This is a genomic window from Arthrobacter sp. MMS24-T111 (genome assembly GCF_054888995.1).
The window spans coordinates 4025087-4040280 of sequence record NZ_JBTZRO010000001.1; the positions used below are offsets into that span (position 1 = coordinate 4025087).

The 15194-nt window shown below is 66.3% G+C and carries 14 protein-coding genes; 9 read left to right on the plus strand and 5 right to left on the minus strand.

Annotated elements, in window-relative coordinates:
• The first annotated feature begins 3 nt into the window (after positions 1–3).
• Positions 4–1647: an LCP family protein gene (locus tag ACX5I6_RS18750; protein ID WP_461841449.1), complete on the plus strand. Its 1644-nt coding sequence runs from the start codon at positions 4–6 to the stop codon at positions 1645–1647.
• Between the two features lie 33 nt (positions 1648–1680).
• Positions 1681–2925 (plus strand): mannose-6-phosphate isomerase, class I, encoded by a 1245-nt coding sequence (gene manA, locus ACX5I6_RS18755; protein WP_461841450.1) that lies wholly within the window; start codon positions 1681–1683, stop codon positions 2923–2925.
• On the opposite strand, the gene ACX5I6_RS18760 is transcribed toward manA, so the two are convergent.
• Together ACX5I6_RS18760 and glpX are read right to left on the minus strand one after the other, a co-directional pair.
• Complete coding sequence (locus ACX5I6_RS18760) at positions 2922–3965, minus strand: lipid II:glycine glycyltransferase FemX (RefSeq protein WP_461841451.1); 1044 nt, start codon at positions 3963–3965, stop codon at positions 2922–2924. The genes manA and ACX5I6_RS18760 overlap by 4 nt on opposite strands.
• 89 nt (positions 3966–4054) lie before the next feature.
• Complete coding sequence (gene glpX / locus ACX5I6_RS18765) at positions 4055–5077, minus strand: class II fructose-bisphosphatase (RefSeq protein ID WP_285248337.1); 1023 nt, start codon at positions 5075–5077, stop codon at positions 4055–4057.
• 138 nt (positions 5078–5215) lie between these two features.
• On the opposite strand from glpX, the gene ACX5I6_RS18770 reads away from it, so the two are divergent.
• The 5 genes from ACX5I6_RS18770 (at position 5216) to ACX5I6_RS18790 (ending at position 10593) form a co-directional block, all read left to right on the plus strand.
• Positions 5216–5983 carry a DUF4245 domain-containing protein gene (locus tag ACX5I6_RS18770; RefSeq protein ID WP_461841452.1) on the plus strand — a complete coding sequence of 256 codons (768 nt, stop codon included), beginning with the start codon at positions 5216–5218 and terminating at the stop codon, positions 5981–5983.
• Between the two features lie 10 nt (positions 5984–5993).
• Positions 5994–6608 carry a carbonic anhydrase gene (locus tag ACX5I6_RS18775; protein WP_285248277.1) on the plus strand — a complete coding sequence of 205 codons (615 nt, stop codon included), beginning with the start codon at positions 5994–5996 and terminating at the stop codon, positions 6606–6608.
• Between the two features lie 86 nt (positions 6609–6694).
• Entirely contained in the window at positions 6695–8122 is a 1428-nt protein-coding gene (locus ACX5I6_RS18780) for a class II fumarate hydratase (RefSeq protein ID WP_461841453.1), read from the plus strand.
• 129 nt (positions 8123–8251) lie between these two features.
• Positions 8252–8923: a TetR/AcrR family transcriptional regulator gene (locus ACX5I6_RS18785; protein ID WP_461841454.1), complete on the plus strand. Its 672-nt coding sequence runs from the start codon at positions 8252–8254 to the stop codon at positions 8921–8923.
• Positions 8920–10593: an MDR family MFS transporter gene (locus ACX5I6_RS18790; RefSeq protein WP_461841455.1), complete on the plus strand. Its 1674-nt coding sequence runs from the start codon at positions 8920–8922 to the stop codon at positions 10591–10593. Before ACX5I6_RS18785 ends, ACX5I6_RS18790 begins: the two co-directional genes overlap by 4 nt.
• A 169-nt stretch (positions 10594–10762) precedes the next feature.
• On the opposite strand, the gene ACX5I6_RS18795 is transcribed toward ACX5I6_RS18790, so the two are convergent.
• Both ACX5I6_RS18795 and ACX5I6_RS18800 read right to left on the minus strand, forming a co-directional pair.
• Positions 10763–11233, minus strand: coding sequence for an NUDIX hydrolase (locus ACX5I6_RS18795; protein WP_461841456.1), 471 nt, complete (start codon positions 11231–11233; stop codon positions 10763–10765).
• 44 nt (positions 11234–11277) lie between these two features.
• Positions 11278–11826: a prepilin peptidase gene (locus tag ACX5I6_RS18800; protein WP_461841457.1), complete on the minus strand. Its 549-nt coding sequence runs from the start codon at positions 11824–11826 to the stop codon at positions 11278–11280.
• A 60-nt stretch (positions 11827–11886) separates the two neighbouring features.
• On the opposite strand from ACX5I6_RS18800, the gene ACX5I6_RS18805 reads away from it, so the two are divergent.
• Together ACX5I6_RS18805 and ACX5I6_RS18810 are read left to right on the plus strand one after the other, a co-directional pair.
• Complete coding sequence (locus tag ACX5I6_RS18805) at positions 11887–12681, plus strand: hypothetical protein (RefSeq protein WP_461841458.1); 795 nt, start codon at positions 11887–11889, stop codon at positions 12679–12681.
• A 42-nt stretch (positions 12682–12723) separates the two neighbouring features.
• The gene (locus ACX5I6_RS18810) at positions 12724–13371 is read left to right on the plus strand and encodes a GNAT family N-acetyltransferase (RefSeq protein WP_461841459.1); all 648 of its coding nucleotides are present in this window, start codon (positions 12724–12726) and stop codon (positions 13369–13371) included.
• Between the two features lie 238 nt (positions 13372–13609).
• Here the strand turns inward: ACX5I6_RS18810 and ACX5I6_RS18815 are convergent, their stop codons facing one another.
• Positions 13610–15028: a PhoH family protein gene (locus ACX5I6_RS18815; protein ID WP_461841460.1), complete on the minus strand. Its 1419-nt coding sequence runs from the start codon at positions 15026–15028 to the stop codon at positions 13610–13612.
• Between the last annotated feature and the right edge of the window lie 166 nt (positions 15029–15194).

The following is a 15194-nucleotide window of genomic DNA, read 5'->3' on the forward strand; positions in this document are numbered from 1 at the left end:
GGCATGGCCAGCAGCCCGCAGCAGCCGGGCACCGGAGCGATCTTGACTGATCCGGTCCGTTACCCGGCCGGCGCTTCCCCGGCAGTCCGCACCAAACGGGCCTTCGTGTTGGTCCTCCTGACGCTGCTGGTACCGGGGAGCGCCCAGCTCGTGGCCGGCGACCGGAAGCTGGGCAGGATCGCGTTGCGCGTCACGCTCTGCATCTGGGCACTCCTGGTCCTGGCAGCGATCCTCTTGCTGCTGGACCGGACGCTGGTGATCAACGTGTTCACCAACCCCGTCACGTCACTGGTCCTCGTGATCCTGCTGACGGCCCTGGCTGTTGGCTGGGCCCTCCTGTTCGTCAACACCCTGCGAATCATCCGGCCGGTCCTGCTGGCACCGCCGGCCCGCCCCGCCGTCGGGATCGCCCTGGTATTGGCTTTGGTCCTTGGCAGCGGGTCCCTGGGGTACGCCGCCTACCTTCTGAACGTGGGCCGTAATGCGATCGGCAGCATCTTCTCGTCCGGGCCCGCCATCAAGCCAGTGGACGGCAGATACAACTTCCTGATGATGGGCGGCGACGCCGGCGACGACCGCACCGGTCGCCGACCCGACAGCCTCTCCGTGCTGAGCGTTGACGCCAAGACCGGCCAGACCGCCATCATTTCCATCCCGCGGAACTTCCAAAATGCCCAGTTCAGCGCGAACTCGCCCATGCGCGCCCTCTACCCCGACGGCTACGACTGCGGTGACGAATGCCTGATCAACGCCATCAACACCGAGGTCACCAACGAGCACGCCAATCTCTACCCGGGCGTGGCGGACCCGGGGGCACAGGCCACCCTGGAGGCCGTATCCGGAACGCTTGGCATGGACATCCAGGCCTACGTCCTGGTGGACATGGACGGCTTTTCCAAGTTGATCGATGCCATGGGCGGCATCAGGATCAAGGCCGGCGGCTGGGTGCCCATCAGCGGTGAAACCATCGACGAAGCCAACGGCATCCACGGCATGCCCTTGGGCTGGATACCGGCCGGCGACAACACCCTGGACGGCTACCACGCCCTCTGGTTCGGGCGGTCACGCGAGTTCGTGGATGATTACGCCCGCATCGCCCGCCAGCAATGCGTACAGCAGGCCATGCTCAAGCAGCTGGACCCGGCCACCCTGCTGTCCAAATTCGAGGACATTGCCAACGCCGGGACCAAGGTGGTGGAGTCCAACATCTCCTCCACCCAGCTGGGCAGTTTTGTGGACCTGGCCATCAAGGCCAAGGGCAAGGAGGTCAAGCGGCTGACTATCGGGCCGCCGGACTTCGACCCCGCATTCTCCACCAACCCCGATTTCGACCAGATCCACGACCGTGTGGACCAGCTGCTGGCGTCCGCGTCAGGAGCCCAGGCAACAGGGGCGTCCGACGACACGATCAACTCACCGGCAGCCGGTGCCGGGCACGTCCAGGCGGCTGGGCCGGCCGGGCTTTCCCAAGCCATGACCGGAGGACTGCCGCATGAGTCCACGGCGCCGTCGGACTTCACCCCGGTGACCACCACCCCCGACGGCGAGCCGATCACGGAGCAGATGCTGGACGATTTCAAGCGCCAGGGCAACGAGCAGGCCATCCGCAACCTCGTGGCCACCAACGGCCAGTGCGCCGCACTGTAGCCGTCCCATCACACCTAGGGAAACGGAACATCCTTGTACGAGATCGAGAACGTCCTTCGGGACTACGCATGGGGCTCGACGACGGCGATCGCCTCGCTGCTCGGCCGCCCCGAATCCGGGCGGCCCGAGGCCGAACTGTGGATCGGCGCGCACCCTGATTCGCCGTCGGTGGCCCACATTTCCGAGGACGGCGGACGACGCCCCCTCGACGACCTGATCGCCTCCGACCCTGAGCATTTCCTGGGCGCGGAATCAGTGGCGGCCTTCGGTTCGCGGCTGCCCTTCCTGGCCAAGATCCTGGCAGCAGCCCAGCCGCTGTCCCTCCAGGTCCATCCCAGCCTGGAGCAGGCAAGGGCCGGGTTCGCGCGGGAAAAGGATGCAGGGCTCGACCCCCATGCCGCCAACCGGAACTACAAGGACGACAACCACAAGCCGGAAATGATCTTCGCCCTCACGCCGTTCGAAGCGTTGTGCGGGTTCCGCCCGGCGGCTGAGACCCGGAAGATCCTGGACCACGTTGCCGGGGCCTTCCCGTCGCCGGACGAGTGCCCTGCCCTGGTGCGGGACCTCTTGTCCGACCTCTCCGCGGCAGATGAAGGCGCTGGCCTCCACGATGCCTTCGAACGGCTCATCACCGGCGGGCAGGCCGTGGCCGAGGCTACGGCCCTCGTGGTGGCAGCATTGCTTTCAGGAGCTTCCCTGGCGCCGTACGAGGCCGAGCTCGGAACCGTCATCAGCCTCAATGAGAAGTACCCCGGCGATCCCGGAGTCCTCATCTCGCTGCTGTTGAACAGGATCTCCCTGCAGCCCGGCGAGGCCGTCTACCTGCCGGCAGGAAACGTCCACGCGTACCTGCATGGCCTCGGCGTGGAGGTCATGGCGTCCTCGGACAACGTCCTGCGCGGCGGCCTGACCCCCAAGCACATCGACGTGCCGGAGCTCCTGAAGACCATCGACTTCCACCCGGTGGCCGTTCCGATGCTTCATGCCGGGAAGACCATGATGGACCAGGAAGTGTACCGGCCGCCGTTCGGGGAGTTCCAGCTTCAGCGCATCGAGCTGGGCCCGGACTCCGGCCCCGTCCCGTTGGCCCAGTCCGGCGCCGCCGTGGTCATAGTGGTGGCCGGTGCCGTCTACCTGGACTCACCCAAGGGCGACCTGGAACTGTCCCGCGGTTCCAGCGCGTTCGTGGCTGCTGCCGAGGCCCCCGTCAACGTCCACCGCGCGGCAGGCAGCAATGAGCCCGCCCTGGCCTTCGCCGTGACTACAGGACTCTAGCGCCGCTTAATCAGCGCCTGCGCCCGGCCCGCCGCGCCCTTGACCAGCCGGCGGGCCGCCTGGAGGCCTTTGCGGGCCAGCGGCATGGCTGTGGAGTACGCGGGGTAGAACGGCGACAACGGCTTCTCCCAGGTGCCCAGGAGCATGTCCTCGTGCTTGGCGAACTGCTTCTTGAAGTCGGAGATGCCGTCGTTGAGGAGGCCGTTGAAGTCATACCGGCTGCAGCCGTCTTCCCGCATCGACTGCAATGCCGCCCACTTGACCCCGTAGTTCACGCGCTGCTTCTGGCCCTCGGCGGACACGCCGCCGTAGAGTTCGAACGCGGTGGTGCCGCTGCGGGAAAGCCAGGTGAACGCAAGCATCTGTTCGCCGTCGAACGCTGCGATGATGGGCGAGGCGTCCCCCAGGTTCCGGAAGATGTCGCGGTAGTACTGGTCCTCGTGGATGCCGAAGCCGGCACGCTGGGCCGTGTCGTGGTAGATGGCAAGCACCTGCTCAAGCTCGGCGTCGTTCTTGACCTTGCGGAATTCCACGTCGCTGCGCATCGCCTTGCGGATGTTGGCCCGCGTCGACTTGGACATCTCCGCCATCAGTTCGTCGTCTGACCGGGTGAGGTCCAGGATCAGGGTCCTGGGGATCAGGACGGTGTTGGCTGATTCCCGGAAGCCGGCAGCGGCGACGGCACCGGCGAAGGCAGAGCCGCGGTCCCAGTCCGGTTCGATGCTCAGGGCAACGCCCCGGTGGCGGAGGGCAGCGTGCTCGGCCAGCCGGTTGAGTACCTCCTGCGCATTCTCCACGGTGCACATCGGACCGCGCGGGATATAGACCAGGGCGCGGAACGGTGCGGGCAGCTTCCTGACCAGCAGCTGGGCGCAGCCAATGGTTTCGTCGCCGGCCTTGACGAGGACCCGGTCCACCGACCAGCCGTGCATCGCCTTGGTCTCTCCCCAGCCCCACAGCTGCTGCGGGTGGCCCTGGAACCGGTCGACAAATTCGTCCCAGAGGGCGCGGTCAATACAGGGCACAACGGCAGGAATCATGGCTTAAACCCTATACCAAGGCGTTAACGCCAAAGCCCCGGTAGCGCGCACGGCGCCCCGGGGCCCTGGTATCCGTTTCCGGACGCGGATCAGCTCTTGCGGGCGTAGCCCTCCCACTTGCTGGCCTGGTGCTCGCCGTCCACGAAGCGAATGGTTCCCGACTTTGAACGCATCACGATGGACTGGGTCAGGACCTTGTCCTTGGAGTAGCGGACGCCCTTGAGCAGGTCGCCGTCGGTGATGCCCGTCGCGGCGAAGTAGCAGTTGTCGCTGGAGACGAGGTCGTTGGTGGAAAGCACGCGGTCCAGGTCGTGGCCGGCGTCGATGGCCTTCTGCTTCTCTTCGTCGCTGGTGGGCCAGAGGCGGCCCTGGATGACGCCGCCGAGGGACTTGATGGCGCAGGCGGCCACGATGCCCTCAGGGGTACCGCCGATGCCCATCAGGGCGTCCACGCCGGTGCCGGAGCGGGCCGCCGCGATGGCCCCGGCGACATCGCCGTCCATGATGAACTTGGTGCGCGCGCCGGCTTCGCGGATTTCCTCCACCAGCGGGCGGTGCCGGTCCCGGTCCAGGATCATGACGTTGAGCTGGTTCACCTTCACGCCCTTGGCCTTGGCGATCAGGTGCAGGTTCTGCTTGACCGGCAGGCGCAGGTCCACCATGTCCGCCGCTTCAGGACCGGTGACGAGCTTTTCCATGTAGAACACGGCGGAGGGGTCGAACATGGAGCCCCGCTCGGCGACGGCCAGGACGGCCAGCGCATTGTTGATGCCCAGGGCGGTCAGCCGTGTTCCATCAATGGGGTCCACGGCCACGTCAACCTCGGGGCCGGTGCCGTCGCCGACGCGTTCGCCGTTGAACAGCATCGGGGCTTCGTCTTTTTCGCCTTCGCCGATGACCACGACGCCGTTGAAGTGGACCGTCTGCAGGAAGGAGCGCATGGCATCGACGGCCGCACCGTCGGCGGTGTTCTTGTCGCCGAAGCCGACCCAGTGGCCGCCGGCAATGGCCGCGGCTTCGGTGACGCGGACGAGTTCAAGGGCAAGGTTGCGGTCCGGCTCGTCGTGGCCCACCGCAAGGGACGGTGAAATCGTGGAGTACTTCTGGGTCATGGACGCTGGTGACACGTGAACCTCTTCTTCGAGTGGCGATCATTGAACCCGCTTGCCGGTGCAGCAGAGCGGTGATTCCTCTGGTACCGATCATAGTCGCGGCGCCGCGCGGCGGGCGGCCCATGACGCGGCGGCGCAATGTGCCCGGACATCCGCCGCCGCGGCCTGCTGACCCCCGAATGGAACTACGGCTCCGGGATGGGCGACTATAGAGAAGTGAATGACATGCAGGAAGCCACCAGCCCCAATTCCGGCCAGGCACAGCCCGGGGGCCGGCCCGAGGCCGCAAGGACCGGTGCGGAAACCCCCGTAAAGCCCGTCATTCCGGCGGCGGCCGCCAAACGGGCCAACGCCTCGGTGATCGGCATGATCATTGCCCTGGTACTCAGCATTGCCGCGTTCCTGCCTGTGGTCCTGATGAACCCGCAGCCGAAGAGTGACGGCTACCGGCCGGACATCGACGTGGCGTCGGTGGCCCGGAACGCTGCCGATGTGGCCGGATTCACACCCGTCGCGCCGGATACCGGCAACGCCTTCCGCGCCAACTACGCGCGGTGGGAGGCGGGGACGGGCAGCGGGGTGCCCACGTGGGAAGTTGGCTACCTGACGCCCAAGACCTCGTTCATCGCCCTCGTGCAGACCAAGAGTGCCAACCCCACCTGGCTCCTCCAACAGACCAAGAACGCCCCCGTTACGGGTACCCGGAACGCCGGCGGCCAGGACTGGGAACTGCGTGACACCGGCAAGGGCGAAAAGTCGATGATCCTGAACTACCGGGGCAGCACCGTCATCCTCTCCGGCGCCGCCCAACTGGACGAATTCACCACACTGGCGGCCGCCGTCGTGACCTCCCTGGACAGCAACCCGGCCGTCACAGTTTCACCCTCGGCGGCCCCCACGCCGTAAGGTTGGGGCCGTGACGACTAACCTGACCCCTGCACTGGCCTGGCGCCGCCTGCGCGAAGGCAACGAACGTTTCGTAAACGGCGAGTCCTCCCATCCGAACCAGAACGCGTCCCGCCGCTCATCGCTGGTGGAGACGCAGAATCCGTTCGCGGTGATCTTCGGCTGCTCCGACTCCCGGCTTGCGGCGGAGATCATCTTCGACGTCGGCCTGGGCGACGTCTTCGTGGTCCGCACCGCCGGCCAAGTGATCGACGACGCCGTCCTGGGCTCCCTGGAGTACAGCGTGGGAGTGCTGAACGTGCCCCTGATTGTCATCCTCGGCCACGACAGCTGCGGCGCCGTGACAGCCACCAAGGACGCCGTGGAGACCGGCGAGATGCCGGCAGGCTTCATCCGCGACCTCGTCGAGCGCATCACGCCCTCTGTCCTGACCTCGCTGCGCAACGACCAGCACGAGGTCAACGACATGGTGGTGGAACACGTCAAGCAGACCTCGCAGCGCCTGGCGGACAGCTCCCGTGTGATTTCCGACGCAATCGAGGCCGGCCGCACTGCCGTCGTTGGCCTTTCCTACCGCTTGGCGGAAGGCCGCGCTGACTTGGTTTACGGAATCGGCGAGCTGTAGCCACACCGTCAAGGGGGCTGCACGGGACCTCCGTGCGGCCCCCTTACGGTTTTCGATGGGGCACCTGATCGCCATAAGCTAGCCCCATGACTTCCACTGAAGAGTTCCGCATTGAACATGACACGATGGGCGAAGTCCGCGTCCCCGTGAACGCACTGTACCGCGCGCAGACGCAGCGGGCAGTGGAGAACTTCCCCATTTCCGGCAAGACCCTGGAACGCACCCACATTGAGGCGCTGGCCCGGGTCAAGAAGGCTGCCGCCCAGGCCAACGCAGAACTGGGCGTGCTCGACGGCGAGCTGGCCAAGGCGATTGCAGACGCTGCCGATGAGGTGGCCGCCGGCAAGTACGACGGCGACTTCCCCATCGACGTTTTCCAGACCGGCTCCGGCACCTCCTCGAACATGAACACCAACGAGGTCCTGGCAGAGCTGGCCACGCGTGCCCTGAAGGCTGCAGGCAGTGACAAAGTGGTCCACCCGAACGACCATGTCAACGCTTCGCAGTCCTCCAACGACGTGTTCCCCACGTCCGTCCACGTCGCCGCCACCTCCGCCCTGATCAACGACCTGATCCCCGCGCTGGGCTACCTGGCCGAGTCGCTGGAGCGCAAGGCCGTCGAGTTCAAGGATGTGGTCAAGTCCGGCCGCACCCACCTCATGGACGCCACCCCGGTAACGCTGGGCCAGGAGTTCGGCGGCTACGCCGCGCAGGTCCGCTACGGCATCGAGCGCATCAACGCCTCGCTCCCCCGCGTCGCCGAAGTTCCGCTGGGCGGCACCGCCGTGGGAACCGGCATCAACACCCCCGCCGGGTTCCCCGAGCGCGTCATCGAACTGCTCGCCACGGACACCGGCCTGCCGCTGACCGAAGCACGCGACCACTTCGAAGCACAGGCAAACCGCGACGGCCTGATCGAAGCGTCCAGCCAGCTGCGCAACATCGCCATCTCCTTCATGAAGATCAACAACGACCTCCGCTGGATGGGCTCCGGCCCCAACACCGGCCTCGGCGAAATCGCCATCCCGGACCTGCAGCCGGGCTCCTCCATCATGCCGGGCAAGGTCAACCCGGTCATCTGTGAGGCTTCCATCATGGTGGCCGCCCAGGTCATCGGCAACGACACCGCCATCGCCTGGTCCGGCACCAACGGCGCGTTCGAGCTCAACGTGGGCATCCCGGTCATGGCCGCCAACCTGCTCGAGTCCATCCGGCTGCTGGCCAACACCAGCCGGGTCATGGCGGACAAGATGATCGACGGCATCACCGCCAACGTGGAGCGCGCCCGCTTCCTGGCCGAGGCCTCCCCCTCGATCGTCACCCCGCTGAACAAGTACATCGGCTACGAGAACGCCGCCAAGATCGCCAAGACCGCCGTCAAGGAGGGCCTGACCATCCGCCAGGCCACCGAGCAGCTTGGCTTCGTCGGCGACGGTGACGGGAAGGTGTCCGAAGTCGACCTGGACAAGGCCCTGGACGTCACCACCATGACGGCTCCGGCGCACAAGGCCTAACACGCCACAGCGTCCGACGGCGGCCGGCACCTTTCGCAGGAAAGGTACCGGCCGCCGTCGTCGTTTAAGTCCCCTGCCGGCTTCGCGAAAAACTTGCACTTGTATTGTCTTAGTGCAAAACTTTACTTTGTGGATAACAGTGCAACTTCGGACCCCGGCCTCCGTGAACGCAAACGGGCTGCCACCCGGCGCGCCATCACAGCCGCTGCCCGCAGCATGACCGCCGAGCACGGGCTCAACGGTTACACCGTGGAGGAAGTCTGCGAGGCTGCGGGTATCTCCCGCCGGACCTTTTTCAACTACTTCCCCACCAAGGAAGACGCCATCATCGGCCACGCGGACGATGACGTCCCGTCCGCGGTCATCGACGACTTCGTGGCCGGCGGTTCGGGTTCACCGGCCGGCACCATCTCCCCCACCCTCTTCCGGGACCTGGTCCGGCTTTCCTTGCGGCTGGCCGAGGACATGACGGCGTCCGAGGAAGACACCCGGCAACTGATAGGCGTGGTCCGCAAGGAACCGCAGCTCATCCTCCGCATCATCGGCGTCACCGAGCAGCGGGAAGCCCAGTTCGCCAAAGACGTGGCACGGCGCGAAGGCGTGGCACCGGACCACCCGGTGGTGCAGATGGCCGTCGTCCTGCTGAGCACCATCGCCCGCAAGAGCAGCATGGCCTATTTCTCCGACGGCAACACACGCCCGTACCGGGACCTGCTCCTGGAGAACATCTCCTCTGCCAGCCTGCTCTTCTCCCAGCCATTCGACATTCCGGACACCACCGCCGCAGAAGGACAATCATGAGTACCGCCACCACCAAGGCGCCGGCAGGGCCACTCCTGCTGACGCAAAAACGCATCTGGATCATCTTTTCCGCGCTGATCGCCGGAATGCTGTTGTCCAGCCTGGACCAAACCATCGTTTCCACCGCCATGCCCACCATCGTGGGCAAGCTGGGCGGCGTGGAACACCAGGCCTGGATCACCACGGCCTACCTGCTGGCCACCACCATCGTCATGCCCATCTATGGCAAATTCGGGGACATCCTGGGGCGCCGCAACCTGTTTTTGGTGGCCATCGCCCTCTTCACCCTCGCCTCCGTGGGCTGCGCACTGGCCACGGATTTCTGGGGCTTCGTCATCTTCCGCGCCATCCAGGGCCTGGGCGGCGGCGGCCTGATGATCCTGTCCCAGGCCATCATCGCCGACATCGTGCCCGCCAAGGAGCGCGGCAAGTACATGGGCCCGCTGGGCGCCATCTTCGGCCTCTCGGCCGTGGCCGGCCCGCTGCTGGGCGGCTTCTTCGTTGACCACCTCACCTGGGAGTGGGCCTTCTACATCAACATTCCGGTGGGCGTTGCCGCGTTCGCCATCGCCTGGTTCGCCCTGACGCTGCCCAACAAGAAGGCCGAGAAACGGATCGACATCCTGGGCGTGGTCCTGCTCTCCGCGGCCACCACCTGCCTGATCTTCTTCACCGACTTCGGCGGGAAGAAGGACGAAGGCTGGGATTCACCCCTCACCTGGGCGTTTGGAGCCGGCCTGCTGGTCTCCGCGGCCGCGTTCGTGCTGGTGGAACGGCGAGCCGAGGATCCGATCATCCCGTTGAGCCTGTTCCGGAACCGGATCTTCATCAACGCCACAGCCATCGGCTTCACCCTTGGCCTTGGCATGTTCTCCGCCATCGCCTTCGTCCCCACGTTCCTGCAGATGTCCTCGGGCACGCCGGCCGCAGAATCCGGGCTGCTGATGCTGCCCATGATGGCCGGCCTCATGGGCACGTCCATCTACTCGGGCATCAGGATCTCCAAGACCGGCAAATACAAGATGTTCCCCATCCTGGGTGCCGCCTTCACCATGGCCGCCATGCTGTGGATGACCACCCTTGCCGCGAGCACCCCCATCTGGGTCATCTGCCTTCAGCTGTTCGTGTTCGGCGCCGGGCTGGGCCTGATCATGCAGGTAGTGGTCCTGGTGGTCCAGAACTCCGTCCCCGCGGACCAGATCGGCACCGCCACCAGCACCAACAACTACTTCCGCGAAGTTGGCGCCGCCATGGGCGTCGCCGTCTTCGGGTCGATCTTCACCACGCGCCTCTCCGAGGCCTTGACCGCTGCCTTCACGGGGGCGGGAGCCTCCGCCGAGCAGGCCGGGCAGTCCACCCGGACGCTGGACCCGCAGGCGTTGAGCCAGCTTCCCTCACAGTTGCGCGACGCCATCGTGAACGCCTACGCCGATTCGCTGGCCCCCGTGTTCTGGTATCTGCTGCCGTTCATTGCCGTGGCACTGCTGCTGGCCCTGACGCTCAAGCAGATCCCGTTGTCGGATACCGCCGGTATGGTGGCACGCGGCGAGGCAGTCGGCGGGGAGGAAGCAGAACGGCTCGCTGCCGGGCTGCCCGCCAGCTTTGCGGCCCGCGCTGCAGACGAGCATGCCAAGGACGACGACGGCGAGCTGGTCTCCCCGGGCCGCTGACCGTCGTCGGACGCCTGGCGCAGCCGTGGCTGGCCGGGTGCCGGGCCTGGGCACCCAGGGCCGGCTGAGACCAACAGGGACGCCGCAATCTTGGGGGTTGCGGCGTCCCTGTTCCGTACCGCCAACCTGGCACCGGGCCCGGCCGGGAACGGGCAGGCCCCGAGCAGCCCTACGGCTCGAAGTAGACGGCTCCTGCCGGCGTCAGCGCCTGGCGGATACTGGTCAGGTGGCCCGGCATGAGCTCGGGAAGCTCGTCCAGTCCGAACCAGCCAACCGCCAGGGATTCGTCATCGTTCACCCTGGCTTCGCCGGACACATACCGGCACAGGAACACGACGTCGAGGAATTCGCAGACGTCGCCGTTCGGGTAGGTCACCGGACCCACCGCCCCCACGGATACCACGCGCTCGGCTTCCGCCACCACGGCCGTTTCCTCGAAGATCTCCCGGACAAGGCCCCGGGCAGGCTGCTCCCCCGGGTCCAGCATCCCGCTGATCAGGGCCCACTGCCGGTTGTCCGCACGCTGGGCCAGCAGGATCCTGCCCCCGTCATCGACCACCACGCCCCGGACGCCGGGAACCCAGAGGGGGTCGTTGCCGATCTTCTTGCGCAGTTTCAGGACGTATTCAGGTGCAGGCATACTGCCAGCCTACCCAAGGCCAAAGACGTCCCAGGGCCGCACGCCTATGCCGGCAGCAGCATGGCGGCCGCGGCCCCTGCCAACATGAACGGGCCAAACGGTATGGCGGACTTCAGAGTTCCCCTGCGGGACGCCAGGAGCGCCAGCGACCACAGGCCGCCGAGCAGGAACGCCAGGAAGGTACCGGCGAAGAGATGTCCCCAACTGAGGTAGCCAAGGTACATGCCCAGCACGCCCGCCAGCTTCACATCGCCGAACCCCATCCCGGGCGGATAGGCGAGGCGAAGGACGAAGTAGAAGAGCCACAGGATCGCGGCCCCTGCCAGCATCCTGACGACGGCCATGATGGGGGCGCCGTTCGGATCCCCCGCCGCAGTCACCGCCCCGCTCCAGGCCGCCACCGCCGTTGCGGCCAGGAGAAGGAATCCCGCCACGGCATAGGAGGGGAAAACGATTCTGTTGGGCAGGAGATGGTGCCGGACATCGATAACGGTGAGCCGCACAGCCATCACCACAAAGTAGAGGCAGGCGGCCAGCACCAGCCAGAAGGCCACGGGGGTGTACTGCCACAGGTCGCCCAGTCGTACGATCACCCCTCGGATGCTACTGGATCCGTCGGTACCTGCCGTAGCGCCGCCGCGTAAACTGTGGATATGTCGACCTGGGAGTCCCGGCGCCGGACGGTTCCGGACCCTCCCGGCACGCCCGCGGACCCGGCTGCCGCATTCCGGAACCTGTGCCGGTCATCCCCCTGGAAGTGGCAGTCCCTGAGGTTCGAGTACTGGGACCAGCCATTCGATGCGGCTCCCGGGCCCGGGGCGCCGTTCGTCCGGGCATGGCTGCGGCGGCCCGGGGCGCTCCGGCTGGAAAGTCCGGATGGCCTGGTGCTGCACAGCACCACCGGAATCAACGATTCCCGGGGCGACTTCTACGTCAGCGCCACCCGCAAGTCCTGGCTCCTGCCGCCCCATCTGGTCACTCCCGTCTACGACGACGCCGGACAGGTCCGCCGCAGGCCTGAGGCAGCGTACGGCGAACCGGGTTTCGGCAACGGTCGCTTCTCGGCCGCCCTGGACCCCGTTGAGCTCGCCGGCAATGCTCCGGTTCCCATCGAATTTCCGGGCAGCAACGCGCTTGATATCAAGGAGGTCCAGCATGTCGAGCACGAAGGCAGGGCCGCCCTGAAAGCGCTGGTGGTCCCGAACGCCGCTTACCACCCGGGGGATGCTGCTGCACCGTTGTGCCTTCCCGGACGCACGCGCCTCCACGTGGACGTGGGCACCGGGGTCTGCGTCGCCAGCCGGTCACTGGAACCGGAGACCGGGGATTATGGGCACTGGATCCGGATCATTGCCGTGGACGAATACATGCTCGATGACCTGTTCCTGGCCCAGTCCATGAACCTCACGGACGTCCGGCGGCATATCACCTGGGACCTCCCCGCCTGAGCGTGACAGGTACCGCCGGTGATGATCAGCTAGGCTTCGCGGATGACTTCCCTGAGCTCCATCTGGCCCCTGTTCGACCTTCGGCTGGCCACGCCCCGGCTGAAGCTCCGGCCCATCACCGATCAGGACGTGCCCGCCGCCGTGGCAGCGGCCCGCAGCGGCATCCACGAGGCCGGCCGCAACCCGTTCAGTATGCCCTGGACGGAACTTCCGGAAGCCGAACTGGGCCCGAACATGGCCCGCTGGTACTGGCGGTGCAGAGCCGAATGCGCCCCCGAAAACTGGACGTTGCTGCTGGGCATCTGGCACGAGGGACGATTCGTCGGCTGCCAGGACATTGGCGCCAAGGACTTCGCACACCTCAAGACCGTCCGCACCGGCTCCTGGCTTCAGCAGTCCGTCCAAGGGCGCGGACTGGGCACGGAGATGCGTGCCGCCGTCGTGCTGTGGGCCTTTGACTGGCTCGGGGCAGAGGTGGCCGAATCCGAGGCCGCGGCCTGGAACGACCCCTCCCTGGGCGTCTCGCGCTCCCTTGGCTACGAACTGAACGGGATCACCCGCAAAGCCTGGGGCACCAAAGTCGAAACGCTCCAGCACGTCCGCCTCACCCCCGAAACCTTCAACCGCCCCGAATGGAAGCTGAAGGTGGAGGGCCACGAAGCAGCGGCGAAGTTCCTAGGCATGATTTAGTGGCCGGGTTCGTCCGCTTCGAGCCCTTCGCCGTCGCTTAGACACCTCCCGGCGCGCCGCTACGGTCGCTGGGCGACCTGCGCAACGCTCTGGTCGGCGATGCGCTCCTACGCGAAGGACTCGAACCGGACATGTGCGCAGCTCGCCGAACGACCGCAGGCGCCCCTATGCGTCGTGTCTAAGCGACGGAGAAGGGCCGTGGCCCGGCGAACCCGCCCACGGCCTCTCACTAAGCGACCTACCCTTCGAGCAGCTCTGTCACCAGGGCGGCGATTGGGGACCTTTCGGAGCGGGTGAGGGTGACGTGGCCGAAGAGCGGGTGTCCTTTCAGGGTTTCGACGACGGCGGCGATTCCGTCGTGGCGCCCGACGCGGAGGTTGTCCCGCTGGGCGACGTCGTGGGTGAGGACGATCTTGGAGTTCTGTCCCATCCGGCTCATGACCGTCAGCAGCACGTTCTTCTCCAGCGACTGCGCCTCGTCCACGATCACGAAGGCGTCATGCAGGGAGCGGCCGCGGATGTGCGTGAGCGGCATGACCTCGAGCATGCCGCGGTCCATGACTTCCTCCACCACTTCCTGGCTGACCAGGGCCCCAAGCGTGTCGAAGACTGCCTGGGCCCACGGGTTCATTTTTTCGGATTCCGAACCTGGCAGGTAGCCAAGTTCCTGGCCGCCCACGGCGTACAGCGGCCGGAACACAATCACCTTCCGGTGTTCGCGGCGTTCGAGCACGGCTTCGAGGCCCGCACAAAGGGCGAGCGCCGATTTTCCGGTGCCGGCGCGTCCGCCAATGGATACGATGCCGACGCCCGGATCCATGAGCATGTCGATGGCGAGCCGCTGCTCGGCGGACCGGCCGTGGAGGCCGAAGACATCGCGGTCGCCCTTGACCAGGCGCACCTGCTTGTCCGCGCCCACCCGGCCCAGGGCCGAGCCGCGGTTGGACAGCAGGACCAGGCCGGTGTTGACCGGCAGTTCCGCCGCGGCGGGAATGAACACAGGCTCGTGCCCGTACAGGGTGGAGATTTCCTGTTCGTCGGCTTCGATTTCGGCGACTCCGGTCCAGCCTGAGTCCTTGACGAGCTCATTGCGGTATTCGTCGGCGGTGAGGCCCATGGCGGACGCTTTGACCCGCATGGGGAGGTCCTTGGACACGACCGTGACGTTGCGGCCCTCGTTGGCCAGGTTCTTGGCGACGGCAAGGATCCGGCTGTCGTTGTCACCGCTGCGGAAGCCGAGCGGCAGGACCTCCGCCGAAATGTGGTTGAGCTCCACCACCAGGGTGCCGCCGTCATCACCAATGGGAATGGCCTGGTTCAGTCCGCCGTGCTTGACCCGAAGATCGTCCAGGAGCCGCAGCGCCTTCCGGGCGAAGTAGCCGAGTTCGGGGTCGTGCCGTTTTGCCTCGAGTTCGGTGATGACAACGATTGGCACCACGACTTCATGCTCGGCGAACCGCAGGAGTGCCCGGGGGTCCGAGAGCAGGACGGACGTGTCGATGACGAACGTGTGGATGTCGGCTTCCCTTCCGGAGACAGCGAAACCGGCCGCAGCATCAGTTGCTGCGCCGGTTTCAAAAGTGACGCGCTCGGCGCGAGAGGTAGCTTTTCCGCCCTGTCCAGCCAGGACCTCGGGCAGTTGTTCAGAAGTAGCCACATCGACTCCAGCCCCGGGCACCCGCCCGGAATTGTTATTGGTGAGGCGGCTCGGCCACGAGGCCGGGTCCGGCCTCCCATACAACCGGTGCGATGTTTCGCTCCATGTATTGGCCTCCCCGATCAGCCGGCGGTTTTGCCTGCTGATGGATATAACGTAAATCCAC